This window comes from Photobacterium nomapromontoriensis, assembly GCF_050336815.1.
Lineage (GTDB): Bacteria > Pseudomonadota > Gammaproteobacteria > Enterobacterales > Vibrionaceae > Photobacterium > Photobacterium nomapromontoriensis.
On record NZ_JAKJSL010000019.1, the window covers coordinates 143,714 to 166,284 of the forward strand.

At 44.7% G+C, this 22,571-nt stretch carries 23 protein-coding genes; 11 read left to right on the forward strand and 12 right to left on the reverse strand.

Annotated elements, in window-relative coordinates:
- The first annotated feature begins 25 nt into the window (after positions 1 to 25).
- Together L4D12_RS05795 and lpxM are read left to right on the forward strand one after the other, a co-directional pair.
- On the forward strand, positions 26 to 613 hold the full coding sequence (locus tag L4D12_RS05795) for a cupredoxin domain-containing protein (protein ID WP_428446878.1): 588 nt from the start codon (positions 26 to 28) through the stop codon (positions 611 to 613).
- Between the two features lie 260 nt (positions 614 to 873).
- A complete protein-coding gene (gene lpxM, locus L4D12_RS05800; protein ID WP_428446879.1) occupies positions 874 to 1,812 on the forward strand; it encodes a lauroyl-Kdo(2)-lipid IV(A) myristoyltransferase in 939 nt (312 codons plus the stop codon).
- A gap of 150 nt (positions 1,813 to 1,962) precedes the next feature.
- Here the strand turns inward: lpxM and L4D12_RS05805 are convergent, their stop codons facing one another.
- On the reverse strand, positions 1,963 to 2,475 hold the full coding sequence (locus L4D12_RS05805) for a glycine cleavage system transcriptional repressor (protein ID WP_428446880.1): 513 nt from the start codon (positions 2,473 to 2,475) through the stop codon (positions 1,963 to 1,965).
- 357 nt (positions 2,476 to 2,832) lie between these two features.
- Entirely contained in the window at positions 2,833 to 3,324 is a 492-nt protein-coding gene (locus L4D12_RS05810; RefSeq protein WP_428446881.1) for a hypothetical protein, read from the reverse strand.
- 545 nt (positions 3,325 to 3,869) lie between these two features.
- On the opposite strand from L4D12_RS05810, the gene L4D12_RS05815 reads away from it, so the two are divergent.
- Positions 3,870 to 4,250, forward strand: coding sequence for a YgiW/YdeI family stress tolerance OB fold protein (locus L4D12_RS05815; protein WP_428446882.1), 381 nt, complete (start codon positions 3,870 to 3,872; stop codon positions 4,248 to 4,250).
- 153 nt (positions 4,251 to 4,403) lie between these two features.
- Here the strand turns inward: L4D12_RS05815 and L4D12_RS05820 are convergent, their stop codons facing one another.
- The 4 genes from L4D12_RS05820 to nhaC form a co-directional block, all read right to left on the reverse strand.
- On the reverse strand, positions 4,404 to 5,345 hold the full coding sequence (locus L4D12_RS05820; RefSeq protein WP_428446938.1) for a Dyp-type peroxidase: 942 nt from the start codon (positions 5,343 to 5,345) through the stop codon (positions 4,404 to 4,406).
- 152 nt (positions 5,346 to 5,497) lie between these two features.
- A complete protein-coding gene (locus tag L4D12_RS05825; RefSeq protein ID WP_428446939.1) occupies positions 5,498 to 6,400 on the reverse strand; it encodes an ROK family protein in 903 nt (300 codons plus the stop codon).
- A gap of 27 nt (positions 6,401 to 6,427) precedes the next feature.
- On the reverse strand, positions 6,428 to 7,597 hold the full coding sequence (locus L4D12_RS05830; RefSeq protein ID WP_428446883.1) for a MalY/PatB family protein: 1,170 nt from the start codon (positions 7,595 to 7,597) through the stop codon (positions 6,428 to 6,430).
- 81 nt (positions 7,598 to 7,678) lie between these two features.
- Entirely contained in the window at positions 7,679 to 9,121 is a 1,443-nt protein-coding gene (gene nhaC, locus L4D12_RS05835) for a Na+/H+ antiporter NhaC (RefSeq protein WP_428446884.1), read from the reverse strand.
- A gap of 177 nt (positions 9,122 to 9,298) precedes the next feature.
- On the opposite strand from nhaC, the gene L4D12_RS05840 reads away from it, so the two are divergent.
- Positions 9,299 to 10,294, forward strand: coding sequence for a LacI family DNA-binding transcriptional regulator (locus L4D12_RS05840; RefSeq protein WP_428446885.1), 996 nt, complete (start codon positions 9,299 to 9,301; stop codon positions 10,292 to 10,294).
- Between the two features lie 272 nt (positions 10,295 to 10,566).
- Here L4D12_RS05840 and L4D12_RS05845 read toward each other — a convergent pair whose 3' ends face one another.
- Both L4D12_RS05845 and L4D12_RS05850 read right to left on the reverse strand, forming a co-directional pair.
- Positions 10,567 to 12,201 (reverse strand): phosphoethanolamine transferase, encoded by a 1,635-nt coding sequence (locus L4D12_RS05845; protein WP_428446886.1) that lies wholly within the window; start codon positions 12,199 to 12,201, stop codon positions 10,567 to 10,569.
- 68 nt (positions 12,202 to 12,269) lie between these two features.
- On the reverse strand, positions 12,270 to 12,782 hold the full coding sequence (locus L4D12_RS05850; RefSeq protein WP_428446887.1) for a lactoylglutathione lyase family protein: 513 nt from the start codon (positions 12,780 to 12,782) through the stop codon (positions 12,270 to 12,272).
- Positions 12,783 to 12,950: 168 nt separating this feature from the next.
- On the opposite strand from L4D12_RS05850, the gene L4D12_RS05855 reads away from it, so the two are divergent.
- A complete protein-coding gene (locus L4D12_RS05855; protein ID WP_428446888.1) occupies positions 12,951 to 13,838 on the forward strand; it encodes a LysR family transcriptional regulator in 888 nt (295 codons plus the stop codon).
- Between the two features lie 20 nt (positions 13,839 to 13,858).
- On the opposite strand, the gene L4D12_RS05860 is transcribed toward L4D12_RS05855, so the two are convergent.
- Positions 13,859 to 14,392: a peroxiredoxin-like family protein gene (locus tag L4D12_RS05860; RefSeq protein WP_428446889.1), complete on the reverse strand. Its 534-nt coding sequence runs from the start codon at positions 14,390 to 14,392 to the stop codon at positions 13,859 to 13,861.
- A 274-nt stretch (positions 14,393 to 14,666) separates the two neighbouring features.
- Between L4D12_RS05860 and L4D12_RS05865 the strand changes: the two genes are divergently transcribed.
- Positions 14,667 to 15,239 (forward strand): HdeD family acid-resistance protein, encoded by a 573-nt coding sequence (locus L4D12_RS05865; protein ID WP_428446940.1) that lies wholly within the window; start codon positions 14,667 to 14,669, stop codon positions 15,237 to 15,239.
- 61 nt (positions 15,240 to 15,300) lie between these two features.
- Here the strand turns inward: L4D12_RS05865 and L4D12_RS05870 are convergent, their stop codons facing one another.
- Positions 15,301 to 16,572: a dicarboxylate/amino acid:cation symporter gene (locus tag L4D12_RS05870; RefSeq protein WP_428446890.1), complete on the reverse strand. Its 1,272-nt coding sequence runs from the start codon at positions 16,570 to 16,572 to the stop codon at positions 15,301 to 15,303.
- Between the two features lie 438 nt (positions 16,573 to 17,010).
- Positions 17,011 to 17,988 carry a LysR family transcriptional regulator gene (locus tag L4D12_RS05875; RefSeq protein ID WP_428446891.1) on the reverse strand — a complete coding sequence of 326 codons (978 nt, stop codon included), beginning with the start codon at positions 17,986 to 17,988 and terminating at the stop codon, positions 17,011 to 17,013.
- Between the two features lie 135 nt (positions 17,989 to 18,123).
- Between L4D12_RS05875 and L4D12_RS05880 the strand changes: the two genes are divergently transcribed.
- Positions 18,124 to 18,936, forward strand: a complete 813-nt coding sequence (locus L4D12_RS05880; protein ID WP_428446892.1) for an enoyl-CoA hydratase/isomerase family protein — start codon at positions 18,124 to 18,126, stop codon at positions 18,934 to 18,936.
- A 14-nt stretch (positions 18,937 to 18,950) separates the two neighbouring features.
- On the opposite strand, the gene nifW is transcribed toward L4D12_RS05880, so the two are convergent.
- Entirely contained in the window at positions 18,951 to 19,226 is a 276-nt protein-coding gene (gene nifW, locus L4D12_RS05885; RefSeq protein WP_428446941.1) for a nitrogenase-stabilizing/protective NifW family protein, read from the reverse strand.
- Between the two features lie 175 nt (positions 19,227 to 19,401).
- Between nifW and L4D12_RS05890 the strand changes: the two genes are divergently transcribed.
- From L4D12_RS05890 to L4D12_RS05905, 4 genes are all read left to right on the forward strand, one after another.
- On the forward strand, positions 19,402 to 19,746 hold the full coding sequence (locus tag L4D12_RS05890) for a hypothetical protein (RefSeq protein WP_428446893.1): 345 nt from the start codon (positions 19,402 to 19,404) through the stop codon (positions 19,744 to 19,746).
- A gap of 116 nt (positions 19,747 to 19,862) precedes the next feature.
- Positions 19,863 to 20,534: a CatA-like O-acetyltransferase gene (locus L4D12_RS05895; RefSeq protein WP_428446894.1), complete on the forward strand. Its 672-nt coding sequence runs from the start codon at positions 19,863 to 19,865 to the stop codon at positions 20,532 to 20,534.
- A gap of 307 nt (positions 20,535 to 20,841) precedes the next feature.
- Positions 20,842 to 21,849, forward strand: a complete 1,008-nt coding sequence (locus tag L4D12_RS05900) for a DUF6929 family protein (RefSeq protein WP_428446895.1) — start codon at positions 20,842 to 20,844, stop codon at positions 21,847 to 21,849.
- A gap of 307 nt (positions 21,850 to 22,156) precedes the next feature.
- On the forward strand, positions 22,157 to 22,567 hold the full coding sequence (locus L4D12_RS05905; protein WP_428446896.1) for a hypothetical protein: 411 nt from the start codon (positions 22,157 to 22,159) through the stop codon (positions 22,565 to 22,567).
- The last annotated feature ends 4 nt before the right edge of the window (positions 22,568 to 22,571 follow it).

The following is a 22,571-nucleotide window of genomic DNA, read 5'->3' on the forward strand; positions in this document are numbered from 1 at the left end:
CGCATCGGGTAAGGAGTAAAGTAACATGCATACATCCAAACTACTGCCACTTGCCATCCTGCTCGTTAGCACCACCAGCGTTGCCGCTGGCAACTCAGATCATAGCCATCATACAAACAGTGATCAGATAGAGCATAGCCAAATGGATCATGACTCAATGAGTCACAGTACGATGAATCATGAGTCAATGGATCATAGTGGAATAGATCACCGCAGAATGGGCCATGGCAATATGGCCTCTGCGGTCGGGATGCCGGCCCCTGCTGCACAAGCAAGCCAAACCTATCACGTCACCTTAACCGATGGCATGAAAATGCAGTTTTCACCGGCGTTGTCGATCAAGCAAGGCGAGGTCGTTCGCTTCATTGTCACGAACAAAGGGAAGATGGCGCATGAATTTTCCATCGGGAGTCTCGATGAGCAAAACAAGCACCGTGAGATGATGCAAGCCATGCCTGATATGGAACACCATGATGGCACAACCGTCACGCTGGCACCTGGTACAACAACAGAAATGGGCTGGCACTTCATGGGCCTTAGTTTTGTGGAGTTTGCCTGTAATATCCCCGGCCATTCAGAAGCGGGTATGAAACGTAACACGATTTTGAAATAACTTTGCCGTCCCCTCCGGTGCTGCATCTCTCAGTAGCATCGGAGTCACATTCGCCCCGAACCGCTAACCTTTCATGTTCATTTATCCAGAAAATTGGCGACTGTGATCACAAAAATATTACTTTTGTCATTAAGCCGTTGCGTCAAATGCCATTCTACATACAATCCTGAATTTTTGCTGAACAGCATGACTATGCACTCGCAACATGGGGCATGGACTATCGACACTAATGAGTGGTTAGCCCACATCGGATATGACTAATGAGTGATACAACTTACAGCCAATATAACCCCACCTTTCAATCGACCTTTTTACATCCTCGTCACTGGCTTACCTGGATTGTAATGCCATTGATTTTCCTTTTAGCACTTCTGCCTCATCAATTCAGGCTGGCTATTTCACGGCTGGCGGCCAAGGTGATCCTGACCCGAAAGCGAGGGGCCAAGCGACGCGCACTCAAAAATATTGAACTCTGCTTCCCCGATTTAAATAACACTCAACGGCAAGAATTACTTGAACGCACCTTCACCATTGCAGGCTGCGTATTACTGGGATTTGCTCAACCGTTTATTAAAGGTCGCCGCTATGTCATCGATAGCCATGACATTAAAGGCAAACAGCATCTTGAAACACTGCAAGCCCAGGGAAAAAATATCATCATGCTAGTCCCGCATAACTGGGCAATCGACTTTTCAGCACTGTATTTTGCCGCGAATGATATGCCGATGGTGGCGATGATCAAACCGCAATCAAACCCTATTGTCGACTGGCTGATGAATGTCCAGCGCAAGCAATTTGGCGGCCGAATTTACCAACGCAACCAAGGCATCAAACCGTATCTGCGTTCAATTAAAGAAGGCTATCTGGCGTATTACTTGCCAGATGAAGAGCATCATATCCAGCAAAGTGTTTTTGCTCCCTTCTTTGGCCATGATAAATCCACCGTTAAAGGGGTCGGGAAATTAGCCAAACTGTCGAACGCGGCGATACTCCCAGTATTTCCATCCTACAACATTGAAAATGGTCGATTTGAAATTGATATTCGCGCCCCCCTGAAGAATTTCCCTTCTGGTGATGAATACAGCGATGCCTGCCATATCAACCAGATGCTGGAAACCATGATCCGCGAACAACCCGAACAGTACATGTGGATCCTCAAAATCCTTCGCACTCACCCTGATGGCAGCCGCCGCTACTAATAGACTAACACTGAGCACCTTAAGCTCGCCGGAATAACAAAAGGGCCTAGTTATTAACTAAGCCCTTTATACCCATGCAACCTCAACGTACAGAATTTAGAGTGAGCTCATACGCTCAATATAATGGCAAGATGCGTGCAATAGTTCGCTCTACACGTTTTCAAAGATCTTAATGATCATCCCTTCATCCACTTGCTGCAACGCTTCGAGTAATTGCTCGGGATTAATTTCAGCCGGGACATCCAGCTGCAATTCCGCAAAAAACAATGCTTGTCTTAAGTCCGGCACACCAATTCGGTGATTTTCGATCTTCACAATGCTAATACCGATATCATCAAGAATATCAGTAATATCATGCACGATCCCCGGACGGTCTCTCGATTCCACCTTCAAGGTAAGGTGATCGGTTTTCATTGGGACCAATGACAGCGGTGTATCAATCACACGAACATCTACATTCTCTTGCGCCAGAAAGAGCTGTTTAAGCTCGCTCACTGCCGCCTCAGGGATATCAACTTTTATAATCCCTACCACTTGATTATCGAATCGATTGATTTTACTGACAAGCCACTTCCCCCCCAGGGCATGGGTCTTGGCTGCCAGCATATTGATCAACTGAGGGTGATCTTGTCCCGCCAGAGTGATGGTTAACTGCGTATTCATATGCTTTCCCCCTCTGTAAAACAGCCAGAAAATACCTGCTGCATATAATCCAGCCTAGCAAGCATTCTATGACACTGCCGTGATAAGGCTCTCCCTCTGTCGGATCAATGGCCACTATTTAATGATACCGTCACAAAAAAGAAAATAGACAGGAACGAGGGCAAGGTACTAGGTGCTAGGTGCTAGGTGCTAGGTGCTAGGTGCTAGGTGCTAGAGAGTATGAATAGATCAGAAGCAGGAGCAAGTCCCATGAAGCTACATACTGTGCAGACGGGAGGATAGATAAAACAAAGCCACGTATGTCACCCCATACGTGGCTTATCAATGACTATCGAGCCATATCTATACTGGTGTAGATTAAATACCTGCGCGCTTAAACAGACCCGCCATCAATGGAGAGCTTGCTTTCACTTGCTTAGCTTTATTCTTGAACTCACGAGCTAACGAAGTATCATTGATAGAAGTAGCAATATAAATCATAGATTGATACATATCACGCGCACTCTTGATTCGAGCGGTATCATTCAGCGGGCTGATGATCTTAACCACATCACCGCCAGTTTTGCCGTTCTCGTTGGCATACGCTAGAACAGAGTCCAACATTTTATCCAGATCAACGACAAATTCAGAATTCTCCATTCCCAGCTTTTTGACTTCTTTCAGGTTGCGCTTACGTACCTGATTAATGATAAAAGCAGGCTTGTTGATTTTCTTATAGCCAAAGTAGCCAGCTAAGATCAACAAAGCGACACCACCTGCTACATAGCCCCAGATAGAGCCAGACGATTCAGCTACAGGCTGGATCACCTCAGCGGCGGCATGGGTAACAGATACTGGTACATCAGACATATTAAGTAACCTTTAACTTCTATGAAACGGAACACTGGAACATTATGCACTCCTTACCGTTAGAACTATGCGCTTTATCAATTTTTCATTCAAATTGAGTGACAGAGTTCAAGGTTTAGTGACTGCCCGCACAAAGTCACACTGAGCCGAGTAAGGAAATGTCATTGTCACGCATTGTATCCGGAACCACAGCCACCTAGCAATGACACAACAACACTAAGTCATTCACAACTGATATAGCGGCGATTGGTACTCTATTGGTGTTATTTACCATCATGAACTACAGTCAAAATCGTTGCTGTTGTGAGGCGTTCAACACGTTCATATATACCCAAGTTAGCGCCAGACGCAGGATTAAAAGTGAGCTTAGTGCACTCAATTGAAGGAAAATAAGCGTGTGAATGGCAATTCCCTTCCAAGCTTATTTAATATCGACGAGGGTACGCGTATCCACGTCACTAAATCCCGAATAGGAATAGTTCGTTCATCCTTGATTCATCTTCGTGGCGACATACTCAACTACCTTCCCAAAAGGAGAAATAAAGATGAAAAAACAACTAATTGTGACTCTCGGCGCGTTACTGCTTTCTACTTCTGTTTTGGCTGCCAACAATGCTTCTACCGGTGGTGGCTTTCAAGGGCCAAGCCTCAACGACAACCTCAATACCGTTGAGGATGTCATGAATGCCAGCTGGCTGACTGATGGCACCCCTGTCACCCTTATTGGTCATCTGACGCACTCTCTGGGCGATGAGCGCTATGTATTTGCCGATGATACGGGAAAAATGCCAGTCAAAATCGATAACGATGAATGGAATGGTCAAACAATTACCCCAAAACTCAAAGTGAAAATTAACGGGGAAATTGAAAAGAACGACAGCATTAATGCGGTTGATGTCGATTCAGTACAGATCCTGAATAACTGATCAATTTAGTTTATCAACGCAACTAAGCGATTGATTGCAGATGTGAAAAGGAGCACCTCAGTGCTCCTTTCTCGTTACTGGCAACTTATACCTAGTTCCCAGCCGGTTTTCTTGCGCAATTATCTGGCCACTTACCTATCTAGATTGGTAGCATTATTCGTCATCGAACATATCAAGCAGCGCTTGTGACAACACAAAATAGTTCGCACCGGTTTTAGCTTCAACAAAATCCAGCAACCGATCATAATGACCTTCCGCATCAGCGTAGATCATCTGATGTAACGATGTGTCAATAACCACTGGTGAAGCCGCAAAACCAATAAACATAGTACCGTGCTCTAATGCATTACCAAAAGGACGGTTTTGGCGTAGCATCTTAATTTCTTCATCATCAATGATAACTTTACTTTTGCTGTTATGGGCCCAAACTGGCTTGGTTTCATCATCCAGTTCGATGTTATCCATCTTAGTACGGCCAATGACCTTTTCCTGATAATCGGTGGTCTGCTTCTCCCAATCGAGTTCGCGATCCACATAGCGCTGAACAGTAAGGTAACTGCCGCCTTGAAGGATCTCTTCATCATCGGTTACCAACACCGCTTCAATACGGGCTTTATCTTTCGGGTTTTCGGTACCATCGACAAAATCGATCAGATCTCGGTTATCCAAGTATTTAAAACCTTGAATATCTTCTACCAAATCGGCAGAGGCGCGGAATGCGTTCAGCAGATATTTAGCGGCCTGATAATTGAGATCCATTCTTTCCGATTTGATCATGAAAAAGATATCACCCGCCGTACTCGGGAAGTGACGAGGACCGTCTTGCATTTCAGTGAAGGTCGTCAGTAACTTCGGCATGGCCACATCCGGAAACACACTGGACCAAGCCTTTTTAGAGACAGCGACGGTAATATTAAGATCAGCAATTAAATCTTTCTGTGCAATAGACTTTTCCACCCCTGCAATCAGCGTAAAGGCGTCTTGGAGTACGTCAGGATCGGCGTCATCTTTTATTACAAAAGTAAGATATTCAGCAAACGTCGAGGGGTTAGATAGAGCACCTGCTTGTGCTAATTCTGCAACAGATTGAGTCATCATAATGAAGCCTTTTGTCGTTTTTCTTTAATTTATACGCTTAATTATTGCAGAAACAAGTATAGCGCCCCCCAGAATAGACATGCTTTATGGGAATTAAGATCCCCCTTTTGTAACCTATAAAAAAAGCCCTCTGAAGAGGGCTCATTCAATCAATATACACCTTGCGGTAACCAAGCGGCACCGCGAACTCCGCTGCTGTCACCATACTTCGCTGGGAGCAATAATGTTTCGCTATCTGGACTAAAGACATACTGTTTCATCTGTCGTGCAACATCATCGTACAGCGTCGTGATGTTCGACAACCCTCCACCGACCACAATAACATCCGGGTCTAGGATATTGACGATCGAGGCAAAGCTGCGTGCGATTTGATCCACCAGCTGGTAATAGGCTAGTCTGGCTTTTTGATCGCCATTTGCCAGTGCTTCAACGATTTCCGGAGCCGATTTAGCGTCACCAAACCGTTGTAGATACTGCATTTCAAACCCAGAACCCGAGATAAATCGTTCAATGCAGTTATTACGCCCACAGTAACAAGGCTGATGAGCACCGTCTCGGTCAGGATGATAATCCGGCAAGACATTGTGTCCCCACTCACCGCAAATCGCATTGGCACCGACAATCGGCTGCTGATTAACCACCAGCCCGCCGCCGCAGCCCGTGCCGAGGATCACGCCAAACACCACTTTTTTTCCCGCAGCGGCGCCATCAATGGCTTCCGACAACGCAAAACAGTTGGCATCGTTGGCAATATACACCTCCCGCTCTAACAGGCGACTTAAATCACCCTGCAGATCAGTACCATTCAAAAAGGTACAGTTCGCATTTTTGATCCGCTGTGTACGCGGGCACATCGCACCGGGTAACCCGATCCCAATACTGGCACGGGTGTTTAGCGACACCTCGTTACGACGGATCAAATCCGTCACTGCAATGATAAAATCGTCATAGTTTTTAGGTGTTGCTATACGCTCTTTATGCCGTTCTTCATTAACATCATTGAAAGCGCGCAACTCAATTTTTGTGCCGCCAATATCGAGACCGAATCGCATCATTACCTCACCACTGTTCGCCAGTCATTATTTCAAGACAGTACGTAACCGCTTGATTTTTTCTTCCAGAATCGGCTTAGGACACCCCAAGTTAAGGCGAATAAAGCCGCGACCTTCCTCACCAAAACTATATCCCATGGTCGGAATAACCCCGGCCTGATGCAACTGTTTTTCTAACGTCTCATCATCCAGCCCCATTGCCCGACAATCCACCCACGCTAGATACGTCGACTCTTGCGGACGGTATGTTACCAACGTCAGCTCGTTAGCGATAAAATCAGTCAACAGTTGATTGTTCACTTCCAAATAACGGATGGTTTTATCCAACCACGCCTGACCGTTACGGTAAGCGGCTTGGTTCGCTAGAATGCTGAACGCACTGTATACATCAATACCGTACGCCAATAACTTTGACTTCAGCGCAGCGGCTTCGATCTCGTTCGGGATCATGGTGTTGGTCAATCGCATTGATGGCAAACCAAACGATTTAGTACCCGCAATACACACTGCCATCTTGTCGAAATAGGCAGGGTCAACCCGTAAACAACTGAAGAATGCATGGCCACTGAAAACAATATCAGCCCATATTTCATCTGAGATCAGGTATACGCCATACTGATGGCACAGCTGGCACACACGCGTGACTTCATCTTCAGTCCACACCCGACCACCTGGGTTATGGGGGTTACAGAACATCATGATCTTCACCCCATCTTTAAACTGCGCTTCAAGATCCTCAAAGTTAATGGTGTAGTAACCATTGTCATTATGCAGCGACGACGCCGCCACGGTACGACCGGTATTTTCGATAGTACGGTAAAACGCATGATAAACCGGACTTAATACCAATATTCTATCACCAGGTTGACTCCAACGCTCCACCAGCATCGCAATCGCAGGCAAGCTGCCCGGCGTAGTATGGAACCACTCTTTTTTCAGGGTGACCTGATGGCGTTCTTGCCACCAGTCAATCACCGAGTTGAAATACTCATCACCGCGCTCGGAATAACCGAAGATCCCATGTTCAATACGCTCTTTCAGAGGATCCGTAATAAAATCAGGGGCTTTAAAATCCCAGTCAGACACCCAACTTGGCAGCGCTTCGCCTTCCGGTACACCCAGCCACTTTTCCATGTAATCCCATTTCAAGCAATCTGTACCGTAGCGATTAATAATTGTATCGAGTTCGTGCGCCATAATATCCTCGTGTAATCAGGGAAGCCTTGTACTTAGCAAGGCTTCAATCTTTTTATTATATGGTTATAAGCTATCGCGTATTTATGCCGTCACAGGCTGAGATGCGCGAGCTGTCTTGACTGTTTTTGCAATACCCATACCGGTGGTAGCCAGAATCATGGCGAAGAACACCGCAGAGTAGTTCTGCACCGCCCATGGCAGGTAATCCAGCGTCGACACACCCAGTGTCGCAGCCATGAAGACCCCGGCATTGGTCCACGGCACCAACGGTTCAATCACCGTGCCCGCATCTTCAATGGTGCGAGACAGGTTTTTCGCATCCAGATTCATTTTCTTGTACGTATCACGGAAGAGCTCAGAAGGGATCAGCAGCGCTAATTTACCGTCAGACGTGGTACACACAACGGCAAAGGTGGTCACAATCGTGGCACCAATCAAGCTTGCCGTGCCAGTAATGCCTTTGGACAACATATCAACCAAGACTTTCAGGCCACCGGTTAGCGCCAATGCGCCAGCAAATGAGAATGCACAGAAGATCAGCAATACAACACCCATCATTGAGCCCATACCGCCGCGGTTCACCAGCGTTAGTACGTCACCAACAATCGTCACGTGACCCAGACCCGCATCAGCAAACATGCTGGCATTAAAGCCACTTAGCATCGCGGTCAATGCAGTGATCAAACTGAAGCCCTGGAACACAACGGCATTGAATACGCCCAACGCAATCGCAGCCAGCATCAGTGGAATGGTTGGCATCTTACGAACCGCACCAAACAAAATCAGAACGGGTGGCAATAGCAGCAGAATATTCATAGAGAACAATTCACGCACATTGGCCAAGATAGCCAGTACTTTTTCTGGGGTATCGGCACTGATATCGCTGCTGCCGGCAAAGAAAAACACCACACACGACAATAAGAAAGCTGGTATTGTGGTCCACAGCATGTGCTGGATATGAGAATAGAGATCCGTACCTGCCACAACTGGAGCAAAATTGGTGCTATCAGATAACGGTGAAATCTTGTCACCGAAATAGGCGCCTGATACCACGGCACCGGCAACTGCGCCAAGATTTGCATCCATCCCTGCGGCCACGCCCATCAGTGCGACACCGACCGTACCAGCCGATCCCCACGAGGTACCAGTACAAAGAGAGACTAAGCAGGTCACCAAGAAAGCGGTTAGGACCAAATATTCAGGACTGATGATCTGCAAGCCGTAATACACCAGCATCGGGATTGTTCCACCGACCATCCAGCTCCCGATCAGTCCACCGACTAAGACTAAAATGAAAACGGTTGGTAATGTTTTAGCCAGGCGTTCAACGATTGCCTCTTGAATATCATCCCAAGAATAACCCAGCTTCCAGGCAACCCCTGCTGCCACAATAGCAGAAGAAAGCAGCAGACTTTCAATTGGTAGGCCGTACATGCCGTAACCAATAACGAGAAAACACAGCATGGCAACAATAGGAAGCAATGCTAACCCTGCTGATGGTGTCGAGATAGCTTTATTATTCATGTAAATTACATCCTGATTTGCGTAAGGAAACAAAGAAGAACAACATCTAAAACCAGTTTTGAGTCACAAGCGCAGCATAATGGCTTACTGACGGGTAAAATGTGATGGCTTTCACCAATAGAAAACAATAATATGAGATGTAAATTACATGGATGAAAAGTGAGATCGAGGCCACATATGCCAACTATGAATGAGGTTGCAAAAGCAGCGGGCGTTTCCAACGCAACGGTATCACGCGTGATCAATCAGTCTCCCAGCGTATTACCAGAAACGGTTGCTAAGGTGGAAGCGGTCATGCAAGAGATGGGTTACAAGGTAAAAGGCAACCGACGCCTGACCATCAATCAGGGCCATGACACTATCGGTCTGATTGTCAGTCGCTTCAATTCCCCGTTTTATGGCTTGCTGACTCAGGGGGTTGAAAAGATTGCTCGCAAGCATGACCGTAAACTCATTGTTGCCAGTGGAGAATATGATGCAGAGTGTGAAGATAATGCTATTCAATTCATGCTCAGCAAGGGATGCCGCAACATAGTGATACACAGTAAAGCCATGAGCAATGAGGTACTAATCCGCTACGCTCAGCAGCTCCCTGGCCTTATTGTGGTTAATCGCCATGTTCCCGAGATCGCGTCACAATGTGTCTGGTTAGACAATAGCGAAGGCACATACAAAGCAACCCGTCATTTAATTGAACAGGGCCATCAACGTATTGCCTATCTCTCTTGCGAGATGGATATCGATGACAAATTTACCCGGTTTGATGGCTATCGACGGGCGTTGGATGAAGCCGATATTGATCTGAATCCAGATTGGATCGAAGAGGTGCCATTCGGTGAGCCTGGTGGGGCTTTAGCGGCGTCTAACCTATTAAATAAAGGCTTACCTGTGACGGCGCTAGTGGCCTTCAATGATTTTTATGCCGCGGCTGCAATCCAAGTATTTAAAGAGCAGGGGATCGCCATCCCTGAGCAGCTCTCTGTTGTCGGGTTCGATGATGTACTGCCACAATGCTATTTCAGCCCCAAACTAACCACTATTCGTAGCCCAATTGAAAGCATGGCCATCAATGCCGCACGCTTATCACTGGAAGGTACCGATAGCTCACTGTCGCGCTTTTTCCACCCGCTACTCATCAAGCGCGAGTCAGTACAACCGCCGCAAACAGTTTAATCAATCAGATGAGCCATGGCGAAATGTTCTATTTAGAAATACACGCCCCATTGATGATGTATTCATGGGGTGCAGACGTTAATGCGATAAGGACTGAGCAATAGATCGAAAGGCTGCTATCGCATGATCCACCGTCCCCTAGCAGAAAACCTATATACTCAAGCTACTTAAAGATGCTCGTTTCAGCGAGAATATATTGAAGATTTGCGACAAAACGCATCAACTGCCTCCCCGCTGAACGAGCACCATCCACCGCTCATATGCTTGGCCCATCACTTGCGACAGGGCACAAAAATATCCTGATTCACCCGATACGCTTTGGTTTCGACATCCATGATCCCCAGTAGTGAATCAAACACGTTATCTTGAGAGTAATGGTCCGTTTTCGCGCGTTGTGTTAAACAAGAGATCGAGAGGTGTTTCTGTTTAATAAATCCGTCCGAAAACCACATCATCAGCGGAATATGGGTTTGCTCTTTCGGTGCGACGGAATACGGCATCCCATGTAAGTAGATCCCATTTTCTCCCAGCGATTCACCATGATCGGAAATATAGATCAGAGCGGTATTGTATTTGTCCGATACCGATTTTAAGTCTTCTATCGCTTTCGAAATAAAATAATCGGTGAACAGTATGGTGTTATCGTAGGTATTCACCAACTCTTCATTGGTGCAGTTTTCGATATCCGCATGGGGGCAATCGGGGACAAACTTTCGGTGGCTCTCGGGATAACGTTCAAAATAGGTCGGGCCGTGGCTCCCCATAATGTGATAAAACATCACCGTATTGTGGGTCAGATTAGCCGTCTCTTGATCAAAATGCTCCAATAATGCGGTATCAAAACAATGTTCGCTATTGCACAACGGATCAACGCGATTAGGCAGTAATGTCATCTTTTTAATATGGTGCGCGACCCCTTTATCACCACCGTCATGATCCCACCAAGTCACCGTAATGCCTGCCCGCTTTAAGATATCGATCACGTTATCCTGATTATACGCCGTCGGTTTATCATAATTGTCTCGGTTAAGCTGTGAAAACATGCAAGGCACAGAGACTGCCGTTGCCGTACCGCATGAGGTGACATTCTGGAAAAAAATAGGATGATAAGGAATGGTATAGGCGTTGGTGGGTTTGGCGTAACCGTGCAATTGGTAGTTATACACTCGGGCGGTTTCACCGACGATAAACATCAGCAAGGTTGGCTTACTGGCCTGTAACGCTGCGGTTGCCTGCTTGGCATCAAGTCCTATCTCTTTATAAGGAACCGGCTCGGTCAGATAAGTATTGTTGATATATTTAAATGTCGAGACGAGATATTCCGTCGGGATGATCATCTTTTTCAAATACGAATTATTGCGGCCAACCGATGCATAATCCTTGTAATACAGTGCCGCAATAATGCCAATCACGGCGAGTGAGAACAGCATGCCGATGATCTTCCAGCTAAGGAAATGGCCCATACTGGTCAACGTCAAAGGCGTTAGCGCAAGGGCTATCGCGGGTAGCCCCCCCATCAACACAAACCACGCTACAGAATAGACACTGAGGTAACTGCTCGCTTCGGCGGGATTGGTTTCAAACACATTTTCAATCATGCCGTAATCAACATAAATCCCATAATTAAACATGGCAAAACTGACTAGGCTTGATGTCAGCAAGAGAAAAATAAAGAAAGGCTTACTGAAATACGGCCAGTTAAACACCTGGAATATAAAGTGAAAAGCTGCGACAAAAAAGATCGGAATAGAGATAACAAAACCAATTTTCACGCTGTCCAATGCCGTTAATATACTATGCATGGCTGCCCAGATCGGCACGTTGATAATCAGCATGTAATAAGCCGCCAGTATCAATGGCAGCTTATTGATCGACAAAGTAAACCGACGACGATTTCGACTAAGCATAGTTGGCCCCGACCAAACAAAGACTAACTATGATAGTAGATCACTTTTGGATCTGCGCAGCGATGCGATTAGCCGGTATACGCTCCACTTGAATAGTGCAGCTCGTAGCTGTGAGAATAAATCTCCAGAATATTACCGAACGGGTCTTCCATGTAAATCATGCGGTAAGGCTTTTCGCCTGGGTAGTAGTAACGCGGGGCTTTCATTCGCTTCTTCCCGCCCGCTGCGACAATCTTCTCTGCTAACCCTTCAACATCAGGATCTTGCACAGAGAAATGGAAGATACCGGTTTTCCAGTATTCAAAGTTGTCTTCCGGGTTTTGTTGGTTCTTGAATTCGAACAACTCAACCCCGATACGATCACCAGTAGACAAGTGAGCGATACGAAATCGCTCCCAGCCCGCGCCGAATACATCGGTACACATCTCACCGATCGCACTGTCATCTTCTGTGACGTCTGTTGGCTCCATAATGAGATACCAACCAAGCACTTCGGTGTAAAATTTAACGGCGATATCAAGATCTGGCACAGAAATACCAATATGAGAAAACGTTCTTGGGTACGGCATGGATTCAGACATCGACATAATAACCTCGGTGTATGGTTAAATGATTATAGGGCGTAATAACACCGTCCCGACGGACTGTGCGTTCAATGTCGTCACTATAAATCTGACCAATACAAACCGGAAATTATCATATATTCTCATTATCATAATTTCCTGTTATCAACTTAGTATCTCTCTCTTATGTTGAATCCCCTTTGGCTCCATACTTTCAAAACGCTGATTGACGTTGGCCACTTTACCCAGACAGCGGAAATACTCCACATGACCCAGCCTGGTGTCAGCCAGCATATCCAAAAACTGGAAGTAGCCTGTGGACACTCGCTGATCAAACGTGAAAAGAAGCACTTCACACTCACCGAACAAGGTCGGCTGATGTATGAATACGCCTTAAAAGTCGCGCAAGATGAAGTCAATTTGCTGGCAAGCCTTCGCTTTGATAATCCTTACGCCGGGCAGTGCAAACTGTCTTGCTCCGGGTCATTAGCATTACGGCTATATCCGCCACTACTGTCATTGCAACAACAGCACCCTGATCTCGCCGTCCACCTTGAAGCCGCCCCTAATCAAAAAATTCTGCAGGATATTCTCGCCGATACGCTCGATATGGGGATCGTCACTCATCAGCCAAATAGTCAGCGCTATCAGAGTACGGATATCGGCAGTGAAGCCCTATGTCTGGTGCTGCCTGCGCAATATCATGGCAGTCGTATCACACCTGAGTTACTACAACACTGTGGCTTAATCGATCACCCCGACGCCAAACACTACCTAGCGCTGTTCTTCGATCTGTGCGGTGAAGCAGCCATTGCAGGGATCAATCTGGAGACCATACCAACATCAGGCTATATCAATCAGCTGTATCAAATTTTACTGCCTGTTGCGAAAGGCTTGGGGTTTACTGTATTGCCTGAAAGCGCCATCAAGCATTTTTCGCAACAAAAAGAGCTATACATTGTGCCGACAGCAAAGCCGGTTAAAGAGACCCTCTATATGGTACAAAAACGCAACCGGGATCTCCCTCACCGCTATCAAACCGTCGCCACGCTGCTCCGTAGCCTGCTTCGCTGAATCCCTCATATTCAGTTCAGCTATAAATAAGTACCTCGGATCGGGTAGTGATTCTCTGGGTTACGAATAAAGCCGAGACCTGACACTAAGGTGCTCAGTTCAGGTCGTGCAAACGGACCATTAGAAATATCAATAAGCTGTACCCCACCCTGATCATTAATCACAAACAATCCGGGCTCGGCAAACACATGATCCGTTTCCTGCGCCGAGCGGGGGGAAGACAGATACAGCCCCAGCGCTTTCATCTGCGCAAGGCTAAGGCCGTAGGCGATTGGATAACTCACCGTCAGCTTGCTCAGCTGCTCACGAGCCTGAATCTCACTGTCTGCAGATACCGCAATAATATCGATGCCTAGCTGGGCCAGATCCGCTTTGTATTTTTCCAGTTCATTGAGATAACGAGTACAAAGCGGACAGTGTTTCCCTCGGTATACCACCACCATCCGCCAGTCTGCACCGGCCTGAGGCGTACCAATCGCAACGGTATCCCCGTCTAATGTTGGCAATTCAATACGAGGAAACGGATCGCCTGCGGTGAATTTTGTTGTTGTCATCAGATAACTCTCCTCTTATGCCTGCATCATATTTGGTGCCCACATACCGCGAGCGCGTAAGGCTTACACCCGAATATAGTTATATACCCAAACAACGATGTATTCACGGTATCCACGGTATTCATGTACCTAACAAGCGCGATAACGCTCATAAATGGAATTTATAGTTGAGTTTTAGAGGGTTGCCGCAGAGAGTCATAGGCGTACATTGTGGATCAACACACAATTTCAATACGTTAAGGTATTAATGATGAGTGACAATCAACACACATCTATCGAGTTTTCCGCTCAATCTCTGGGACAAACGTTCTTATCTAAAGGCTGGAAATGGTTTGTTATTGTCGGAATACTGGTTGCGCTCGCTGGCGTAGGCGCTATCAGCCTACCAATCATGGCAGGGGTTACCATTACCACCATCGTTGGCGCGATCTTTTTATTCAGCGGCTTGGTCCAGGCTTACCACACCTTCAATATTCACCCTTGGAAAGCCAAAGTCTGGTACGTGATCGGCGCATTGCTTTATATCCTTGGCGGGGTCTTCATTCTCTGTCAGCCTCTGTCAGGACTGATGACCATCACTATGTTGATGGTACTGGTGATGATTTGTAATGGTGTTAGCCGGATGATCTTTGGCCTAGGCAGCCGCGCACTACCTGGCAGCCTGTGGATAGCACTCAGCGGCCTGATCTCAGTACTCATCGGCGCATACTTCTTCAATATGCTTGATGATCCTGAGTTCTCTCTATCTCTACTGGGTATTTTTGCGGGTGTCTCTTTATTTATTGAAGGGATCAGCTTTGCTTTTATCGGTACACAGATGAAGAAAGCCGCAAATAATCTTTTATAATCCACCAAACAAAAAGCCGCCCGTTAATACCATTAACGGGCGGCTTGATACAATGGCACAATTACACGTTTAGATATTCTGCTGTTTTTTGATCATTATAGACATCTCGATCAAATTCACCGATCTTGTCAGCAACAAGCATCGCGATCATCACATCGACAACATTATTAAGCAGCGTTCTGAACATACCAGAGAACCAGTCAATACCAATCAAGATAGCCACACTTTCAAGGGGTAACCCCATGGATGTCGCCAAGAAGGTATAGACGATGATCATGCCACCTGGGACCACAATCGTCCCCATGCACATGAGTACTGACAGCAAAATAGCCATTCCCATTTGGTAAGCCTCAAGCTCAATACCTGTCGCTTGACTCATAAAGAAAATGGCCAAGACGTAGCACATTACGGCACCATTCGCATTCATCGACATGGTGATCGGCCCGGTAAAATCAGCCACCTTACGGCTCACGCCAAACTTGGTCACAGAATCTTCCATTTTCGTCGGTAAGCATATTGCAGATGATGTTGTTGTCATCGACATAATGGATAACTTAGCGAATTTTTTTGGCATTTTAAACGGATTAACTTTCGTCGCAAAAGCGGTAAAAGGCCCATACATCAGTAGCAAAATAATGTCACCAATCGCCAGTGCCGCCAGGAATTTCAGCATTGGCACAACCACCTGAAACCCGACAGCACCAGAGACATTCGCCAATAAACAGAAAATACCGATAGGTGCAAAATTCATTACCAGCTTGATGATATTCATGATCACGGCATTAAAGCTGACAATAAAATCACTGATCACGGTTTTACCCGTACTGCGCGTATAGGATCCCATCGCCAATCCAAAAATAACCGCAAACACAATACACGGGATCATGGCCCCTGATGCCATCGATCCGACAATATTGGTCGAAAAGAAACCGAGTATAGTCTCTTGCAGTGACGCTTCAGGCGCGGCCACCGTTCCTGCCATTGCGCTATCTACCAGACTAATACCAACCCCAGGCTGAATAACCAAGGCCAGAAACAGCCCGACAAACGCAGATAATACGGTGAATATGATAATCCATTTAAAGGTATGCAAACTCATTTTGCCTGCCCCTTTATTATCGACATTACCAATAGCAGCAGCCACTGCGGTCATGACCAATAACACCACTGACATTTGAATAAGTCGAATAAATATATCACCAATGAACTTTATATTTTCAGCCCATGGGCCAACAACGGCACCAAATACAATTCCCCCTACCGTTGCTATAAGAATTTGTGTGGTCAGTGACATTTTCTCTCTAGGTTTGCTTCCCGATATACTGATAGACATAATACGGCTCCATTGATTATGGTTAATGTTATATTCAATACAGAACGCTTAATAATCATTACTTTTTGTATGGCTGTTTACGTTATATTTTATATTTCATTATCAGTCAGAATTTATTTTAATTATAACTTAATCAAGCTAATACATAATTAAAAGCAACTAACTGTTATTAATACAAACTTGATGAATAGATAATACCTGTACGGAATTTCGTTTTCATCGCTATCATTCAAAACTTAATCACTAAATAAAATCTTTGATGAAATCAACACAAATTATTGAAACGGTTTTTATAACAATACGTAAAACAATATTCCCAATAACGGAATACATTACCTCCAAGCCACCTTAAGATACTGGTTTCAAATGCTGGAGTGGTTCTTAACTCTGTTCTTGTGCGGGTTGCTCACCATCATACTGGCCGTAGTGCTAATCCTGTCAGCGCTGGATATCGGGTAGCGTTCCCTCATTAGTTCGACCATATATTTCATTGAAATGAGGGATGTTTTTTTCCCATATCGGGCACTTTTCACCGATGAGCGTTTTCAACGTATCGATGAATAGTTTTGTTTTGATAGGGGCATCTCGGTGAGGGTATACGGCATAGAATGTCCCGAAATCATCTAAATGAAGCTGCGTCATGATCGGAATAAGTTTGCCATCTAGAATTTCATTATCAATCATCTGGGCCGTTACAACGGCGAATGTATTTCCAGCCACGGCGGTTTTGGTCATCATTTCGACATCATTCACTTTATAAGTCGCCTTTAACTGAAGATAGTGGCACTCCCCACTTTCATCAAAATAGCGAAACTTATCAATCAACAACCCCGGAGCGGCGTACACTGCAGCAGGTAAAGCTTCCAGCTGTTCAACCGTTTCAATGTTTCCGTACTTAGCAATGAATGCAGGAGAGGCAACAATTAATAACCGATTACGAGCAATTTTTCTGGTGATCAAACTCGAATTTTTCGGCTTACCTATACGAAAACCAATATCAAAGCCCTCTTTCACCATATCCATGATCCGATCCTCTAATCGCAGTTCAATCTCGATATCAGGGTAGCGCTGTTGAAACGCTAATACTGCCTGCTGTACATATTGCCGGCCAAACAAGGAGGAGCTGGTGATCCGCAATACCCCTTTAGGCTGCGCATGGTAATTCTGTGCCAACCGATGCGTCTCACTAAGCAGAGTGCGTAAAGACTGCGCTTGATTGACCATTTCATTACCCGCTGCGGTTAACGATAGCGAGCGAGTTGTGCGGTTAAGCAAACGAACGCCAAGCTCCTCTTCTAAGCGGCTGATATGCTTTGAGATCACCGATCTATCTACATTTCTTTGCTCCGCCACTTTCGTAAAAGAACCAAGCTCAACCACTTCTAGTAACAGTAATAATCGACTGGGAAAATCCATACAGCACCTTTGTTGCATTTTTAGCACCAATAATGTGCCAATTTGAGCATTTTTCTCAACCTATGACAAACTTATAGTAGCTGCACATTGAGGGCTTGAGTGAAAAAGCCCATTGAGAGAAATGAGGAAATATTCATGAATAAATTATCAATCACCCACAACAATGGCATTGCTAGCGTTACTATCAATAACCCACCCGTCAATGTATTAACAATAGATCTTATCAACGAAATAAATACGTTTATTCTATCGTTAAGCAATGATCGTGATACAAAAGTAGTGGTATTCAAATCACTGCATGACACATTCTTTTTGGCGCACTTGGATCTCAATGTGATCAATGGCACTCAGGGTGGTCAAGCTGCCTCTATTGAGTTTAATCACATGATCACCAATATTAAGGCAATGAAACAGATCTCTGTTGCGGTAGTTGATGGCGTAGCGCGTGGCGGCGGTAATGAATTTGTGATGGCGTGTGATTTAGCATATGGCACTGAAAACGCAGCTTTCGCTCAACCAGAAATTCATGTGAATATCCCAACCGGTGGTCAAGGTGCGGTGCAGTTTGCAAGAAGACTGGGGAAAAACAAAGCATTACAAGCGCTGCTTCTGGGTAATGATTTCACCGCCCAGCAAGCAGAAGCCTTAAATATTATTACTCAATACGTCCCCAAAGCAGAGATGGATACCTTCCTTGCTCAAACGCTAGGGATCATCAGTCAATTAGAAGTCCGTGACATTGTGATGTACAAAGACATCATCGAGACGTCTATTAAAGATGAACAGGCTGGCGCAGAACTAGAACTTCGCTACTTCCTCGATCGGGCAAAAGAGAATAAAACCCAAGCCATCATTACTGCGTTTCTCAAGCATGGTGGGCAAACTGAACGTGAGGCCAAAGATATCCAAGGGATCTTTGTTGATACAGCGGCTGAGCTTTCAAAATAATTTCCCAGTAGTACTCAACGCCGCTGGCATGAGGTACACCCGCGACAGGCAGAGCGGGTATGCGGATCAAGTCGGCCGCGTTGTATTTTACAGTAAGCATTTTTAAGTGCACGACGGGCTGAAAACCAGTCATCGGGTTTCGTCAGCAACAAATAACCGTTAAAACACTTCATTAAAGGAATGCGGTATTCATCAATAAAGCGGCTATCGAAATCAATCTCAAAATACCTTAACGCTTGCTCCATAGAAGTAAATTTCGCAATAGTCTGTTGGATGTCGGTCTGGCTCATCATCGATACCGCAGTGAAATTTTCATCAGTGTAAAAAAACTGGCCGCTTCAATCCTTGATATCACCCCTCATCTGAAAAGTTTTTCTCAATCGTATTCACCGCAACAGCGCTTAGCGACAAGTGGTTCGTTATTCGCTACTATCCTATCCAATTAAAACAACAGGCTACATTGATATGAAAATTTCCGTTGATGGTGGTTCTTTTAAAGTCGCAATTGAAACTGAATACGAAGGCTTAGTGACTGAAGCGACTGATATCTTTCAAGCAACCCTCAAGCAAGCTAAAACCAATGATAAGGCAATTTTACGCTTTATGCAGATCATCATAGAGCACCGTGAAAGCGATGATGCCATTGGCTATGCGGTACTGGGCTTATTAGGTTGGTATAACCTATTCATTAACCCGGTAGAAGATAAAGATATCGAACTTAATCTTGCCAAGATTCTGCCGCACCTTGTGAATCCGGCCGGCGATCTCACCGCCACCAGTAACAACGAAGCAAATACCTTTAAACACTGACCCCTCAAAGATGACCGGGCTAATACGGTTTCGCGATACCCATTCAAACCTGACTACAGCGATATAGTCAGGTTTGCTCTTCTTCACGCCGATGCAACGATGTAAAGGGACATTCCATGGCATACACAGTGTTAGACACCACAACCTGGTCACGCGCTGAACATTTTAAGTTTTACCAGAGCTTTAGCCACCCTTGGTATAACGTCTGCTCACAGATTGATATGACAGCGCTCTATCAATACTGCAAGCAACACGGACACCGTTTTTTCCATGCCTATCTTTATCTGACCCAGCAAGCCTTAAACCACTGTGAACCCATGGCCTATCGCATTGTGGATGATGAGGTGCGTATCTACTCGCCCATGTGTGTCAGCATTGCCTTACTCGCCGATGATAATACCGTCAGATTTTGCGACTTGCCCTATGCCGCAACCTTTAGCGAGTTCAGTCAGCGGGCGACTGAAAGCGAAATCAACATCAAAAAAACACCGTTTATTGTCGAGCAGTTTATTGGCCAGACAATCCGTCAGGAAACCATTCACATGACGGTATTACCTTGGGTTGATTTCACCAGTATGAGCCACGCCAGAGACACCAACTTTCCCGATAGCATACCCAAAATGGCACTCGGGAAACTGACCCAACAAGGTGATAGCTGGCGAATGCCGCTCTCTGTCGAAGTACACCACGGTATGATGGACGGCCTGCATGTTGGTCAGTTCATTAATACCTTGCAGGAGCTGTTCAATCAGCCATCATTATTAGATAATGGACAAAAAGGTCACTGAGGTGACCTTTTTTAGCAGCCGATCACTCCTCACCAAAACGTGCATATTGAATGCTTTCTTGATATGAGACAGTTTCTGACTCACTTAAAACATTGCTTTCAATACTAACTCACTAACCATTAACAACTTTTTTGATGCATGCATAATTTTACATTTACAAAACTCACATTATTTTCAATATGTTAAATATAAAGAAATCTCAAAAAACATATATCACCTAAAATCTACGTTTTCGTATCTTCTTATCAACATTAAACAGGTGTAGAGTTCGCTTACTTTCAGTCTTCATCAATATGTAGATATAACAATGAAAACAAAAAAATACGCTACCATTGGCCTTCTAAGTGCTGTCGCATTACTTGTAAATGGCTGCGCACAAACAGCAGCTGCCTCACCAGAACAATTTACATTCGACATTGCAAACTCAACCATTAACCATAACTTGTCTTCAGGCTCTGGTATGGTGATGCATAACGGAGAATTAATTGTGGCAGGAGATGATTCTCCTTGGTTGTTTACCGTTAATCATGATTTCAAAATTGAAAAGAAAGCTCTGATTGATAACTTCCCAGTTAATGCACAAAAACGTATTAATCATAAGATCAAACCTGATTTTGAATCGATGACAATGATTGACTACAACAATCAGCCTTATTACTTTGTAATTGGTTCAGGTAGCAAAAAAACATTACGAGAAAATGCTTACCTTATTCCCGTAAATGGTGGAGAGAATCAAAAACTGTCTCTATCTAACCTATATGCACAGCTGCATCAATCTGCTGGATTCACTCAAGAGCAAAAAATCAATATCGAAGGTATTGCAAATACTGCTAATGAAATTTTCATCTTCAACCGAGGTAATGAAGGTAAAAATGCCATTTTTGCAATGAAAACAACTGATCTAATGCAATATTTAGAAGGAAAATCAACAACACTGCCTTCTTTAAAAGTCTATCAAGCTCAGCTACCAACCATTAACGGCGTGCAAGCTTGCTTCTCTGGTGCAGATTACTGGAAAGATAATAATAGTTTGATTTTCACTGCATCGGTTGAAGGTAATAACCAAAGCAGCGTAAATGATGGTGCAATTCAAGGCAGCTTTGTTGGTGTTCTACCATTGCAAACATTAGAAAATACCTCTGTTCTAAATTTAATTCCTTACAGCCAAGAAATTGAACATGCAGGTAAGGCGGTCATCACTAAGATTGAATCAATTGCAGTTGCAACACAAACAAAACAGCAAGCGAACGGTTATATTGTAAGTGATAATGATAATGGTACTAGCCAATTCTTCACATTCACAATCGATAAGTAATCTTGTAGCTGTCTGATTTCGTCATGTTATCTGATGACATAATATTAAAAGGTCGCTATTAGCGACCTTTTTCACAGTCCCAATCGGACTTAATAATCAATCGATAACAATACCCATTAACAAGTAGCAAAATTGCATACAAATAAATCAAAAACGACCAATATAAATTCTCTACTTTATATTGTAATAATATCGCAACCAGATTAATGTTATTTATATAGTTTCATACTGCTAATAGTATAAGTCTGAATTAACTATCGTATATCAATAACCCACAATACAGACAAATCAAGAAAGGATGTATTAAATGTTCCCATTTAGCCATAACAACAACTTACAATCTGCACTTGAATATTGCCAACAACATCATCGTGTTTTGGGTGTAGGGCAAGAATTAAGCCCCGAAATGTTAACCATGGTAACCAGTACAAGCCTATTTCATGATGCTGAATCTCACACTAAATCCATGGGATTATCCAATTACGGCGGACTCGCATGGTTTACAGCTCAATTTTTAGAAAAAGCATTATTACAACGCGAGAATGGTGAAGACATTACCGGGGATATTGATGTGTTATCAGAAAAAATGGCTTCAGTTGCCTTATGTCTCGGTGATAGCATCCCGTCATTAAAGCTAACAAAGCCAGATATCGATGCTATTTTAAACGCCGGTGAAATTGCAATGCAATGGCTCGACAATACATGCTTCCCGGCATAATTTG

Bases quoted from the DNA above. Each gene is read 5' to 3' on its own strand.
- lpxM (WP_428446879.1), top strand. From the start codon at position 874: ATGAGTGATACAACTTACAGCCAATATAACCCCACCTTTCAATCGACC.
- L4D12_RS05815 (WP_428446882.1), top strand. From the start codon at position 3,870: ATGAAAAAACAACTAATTGTGACTCTCGGCGCGTTACTGCTTTCTACT.
- L4D12_RS05890 (WP_428446893.1), top strand. From the start codon at position 19,402: ATGAAAATTTCCGTTGATGGTGGTTCTTTTAAAGTCGCAATTGAAACT.
- L4D12_RS05805 (WP_428446880.1), bottom strand. From the start codon at position 2,475: ATGAATACGCAGTTAACCATCACTCTGGCGGGACAAGATCACCCTCAG.
- nhaC (WP_428446884.1), bottom strand. From the start codon at position 9,121: ATGAATAATAAAGCTATCTCGACACCATCAGCAGGGTTAGCATTGCTT.
- L4D12_RS05830 (WP_428446883.1), bottom strand. From the start codon at position 7,597: ATGGCGCACGAACTCGATACAATTATTAATCGCTACGGTACAGATTGC.
- L4D12_RS05855 (WP_428446888.1), top strand. From the start codon at position 12,951: ATGTTGAATCCCCTTTGGCTCCATACTTTCAAAACGCTGATTGACGTT.
- L4D12_RS05875 (WP_428446891.1), bottom strand. From the start codon at position 17,988: ATGGATTTTCCCAGTCGATTATTACTGTTACTAGAAGTGGTTGAGCTT.
- L4D12_RS05870 (WP_428446890.1), bottom strand. From the start codon at position 16,572: ATGTCTATCAGTATATCGGGAAGCAAACCTAGAGAGAAAATGTCACTG.
- L4D12_RS05850 (WP_428446887.1), bottom strand. From the start codon at position 12,782: ATGTCTGAATCCATGCCGTACCCAAGAACGTTTTCTCATATTGGTATT.
- L4D12_RS05810 (WP_428446881.1), bottom strand. From the start codon at position 3,324: ATGTCTGATGTACCAGTATCTGTTACCCATGCCGCCGCTGAGGTGATC.
- L4D12_RS05895 (WP_428446894.1), top strand. From the start codon at position 19,863: ATGGCATACACAGTGTTAGACACCACAACCTGGTCACGCGCTGAACAT.
- L4D12_RS05900 (WP_428446895.1), top strand. From the start codon at position 20,842: ATGAAAACAAAAAAATACGCTACCATTGGCCTTCTAAGTGCTGTCGCA.
- nifW (WP_428446941.1), bottom strand. From the start codon at position 19,226: ATGAGCCAGACCGACATCCAACAGACTATTGCGAAATTTACTTCTATG.
- L4D12_RS05905 (WP_428446896.1), top strand. From the start codon at position 22,157: ATGTTCCCATTTAGCCATAACAACAACTTACAATCTGCACTTGAATAT.
- L4D12_RS05795 (WP_428446878.1), top strand. From the start codon at position 26: ATGCATACATCCAAACTACTGCCACTTGCCATCCTGCTCGTTAGCACC.
- L4D12_RS05825 (WP_428446939.1), bottom strand. From the start codon at position 6,400: ATGCGATTCGGTCTCGATATTGGCGGCACAAAAATTGAGTTGCGCGCT.
- L4D12_RS05845 (WP_428446886.1), bottom strand. From the start codon at position 12,201: ATGCTTAGTCGAAATCGTCGTCGGTTTACTTTGTCGATCAATAAGCTG.
- L4D12_RS05880 (WP_428446892.1), top strand. From the start codon at position 18,124: ATGAATAAATTATCAATCACCCACAACAATGGCATTGCTAGCGTTACT.
- L4D12_RS05840 (WP_428446885.1), top strand. From the start codon at position 9,299: ATGCCAACTATGAATGAGGTTGCAAAAGCAGCGGGCGTTTCCAACGCA.
- L4D12_RS05860 (WP_428446889.1), bottom strand. From the start codon at position 14,392: ATGACAACAACAAAATTCACCGCAGGCGATCCGTTTCCTCGTATTGAA.
- L4D12_RS05820 (WP_428446938.1), bottom strand. From the start codon at position 5,345: ATGACTCAATCTGTTGCAGAATTAGCACAAGCAGGTGCTCTATCTAAC.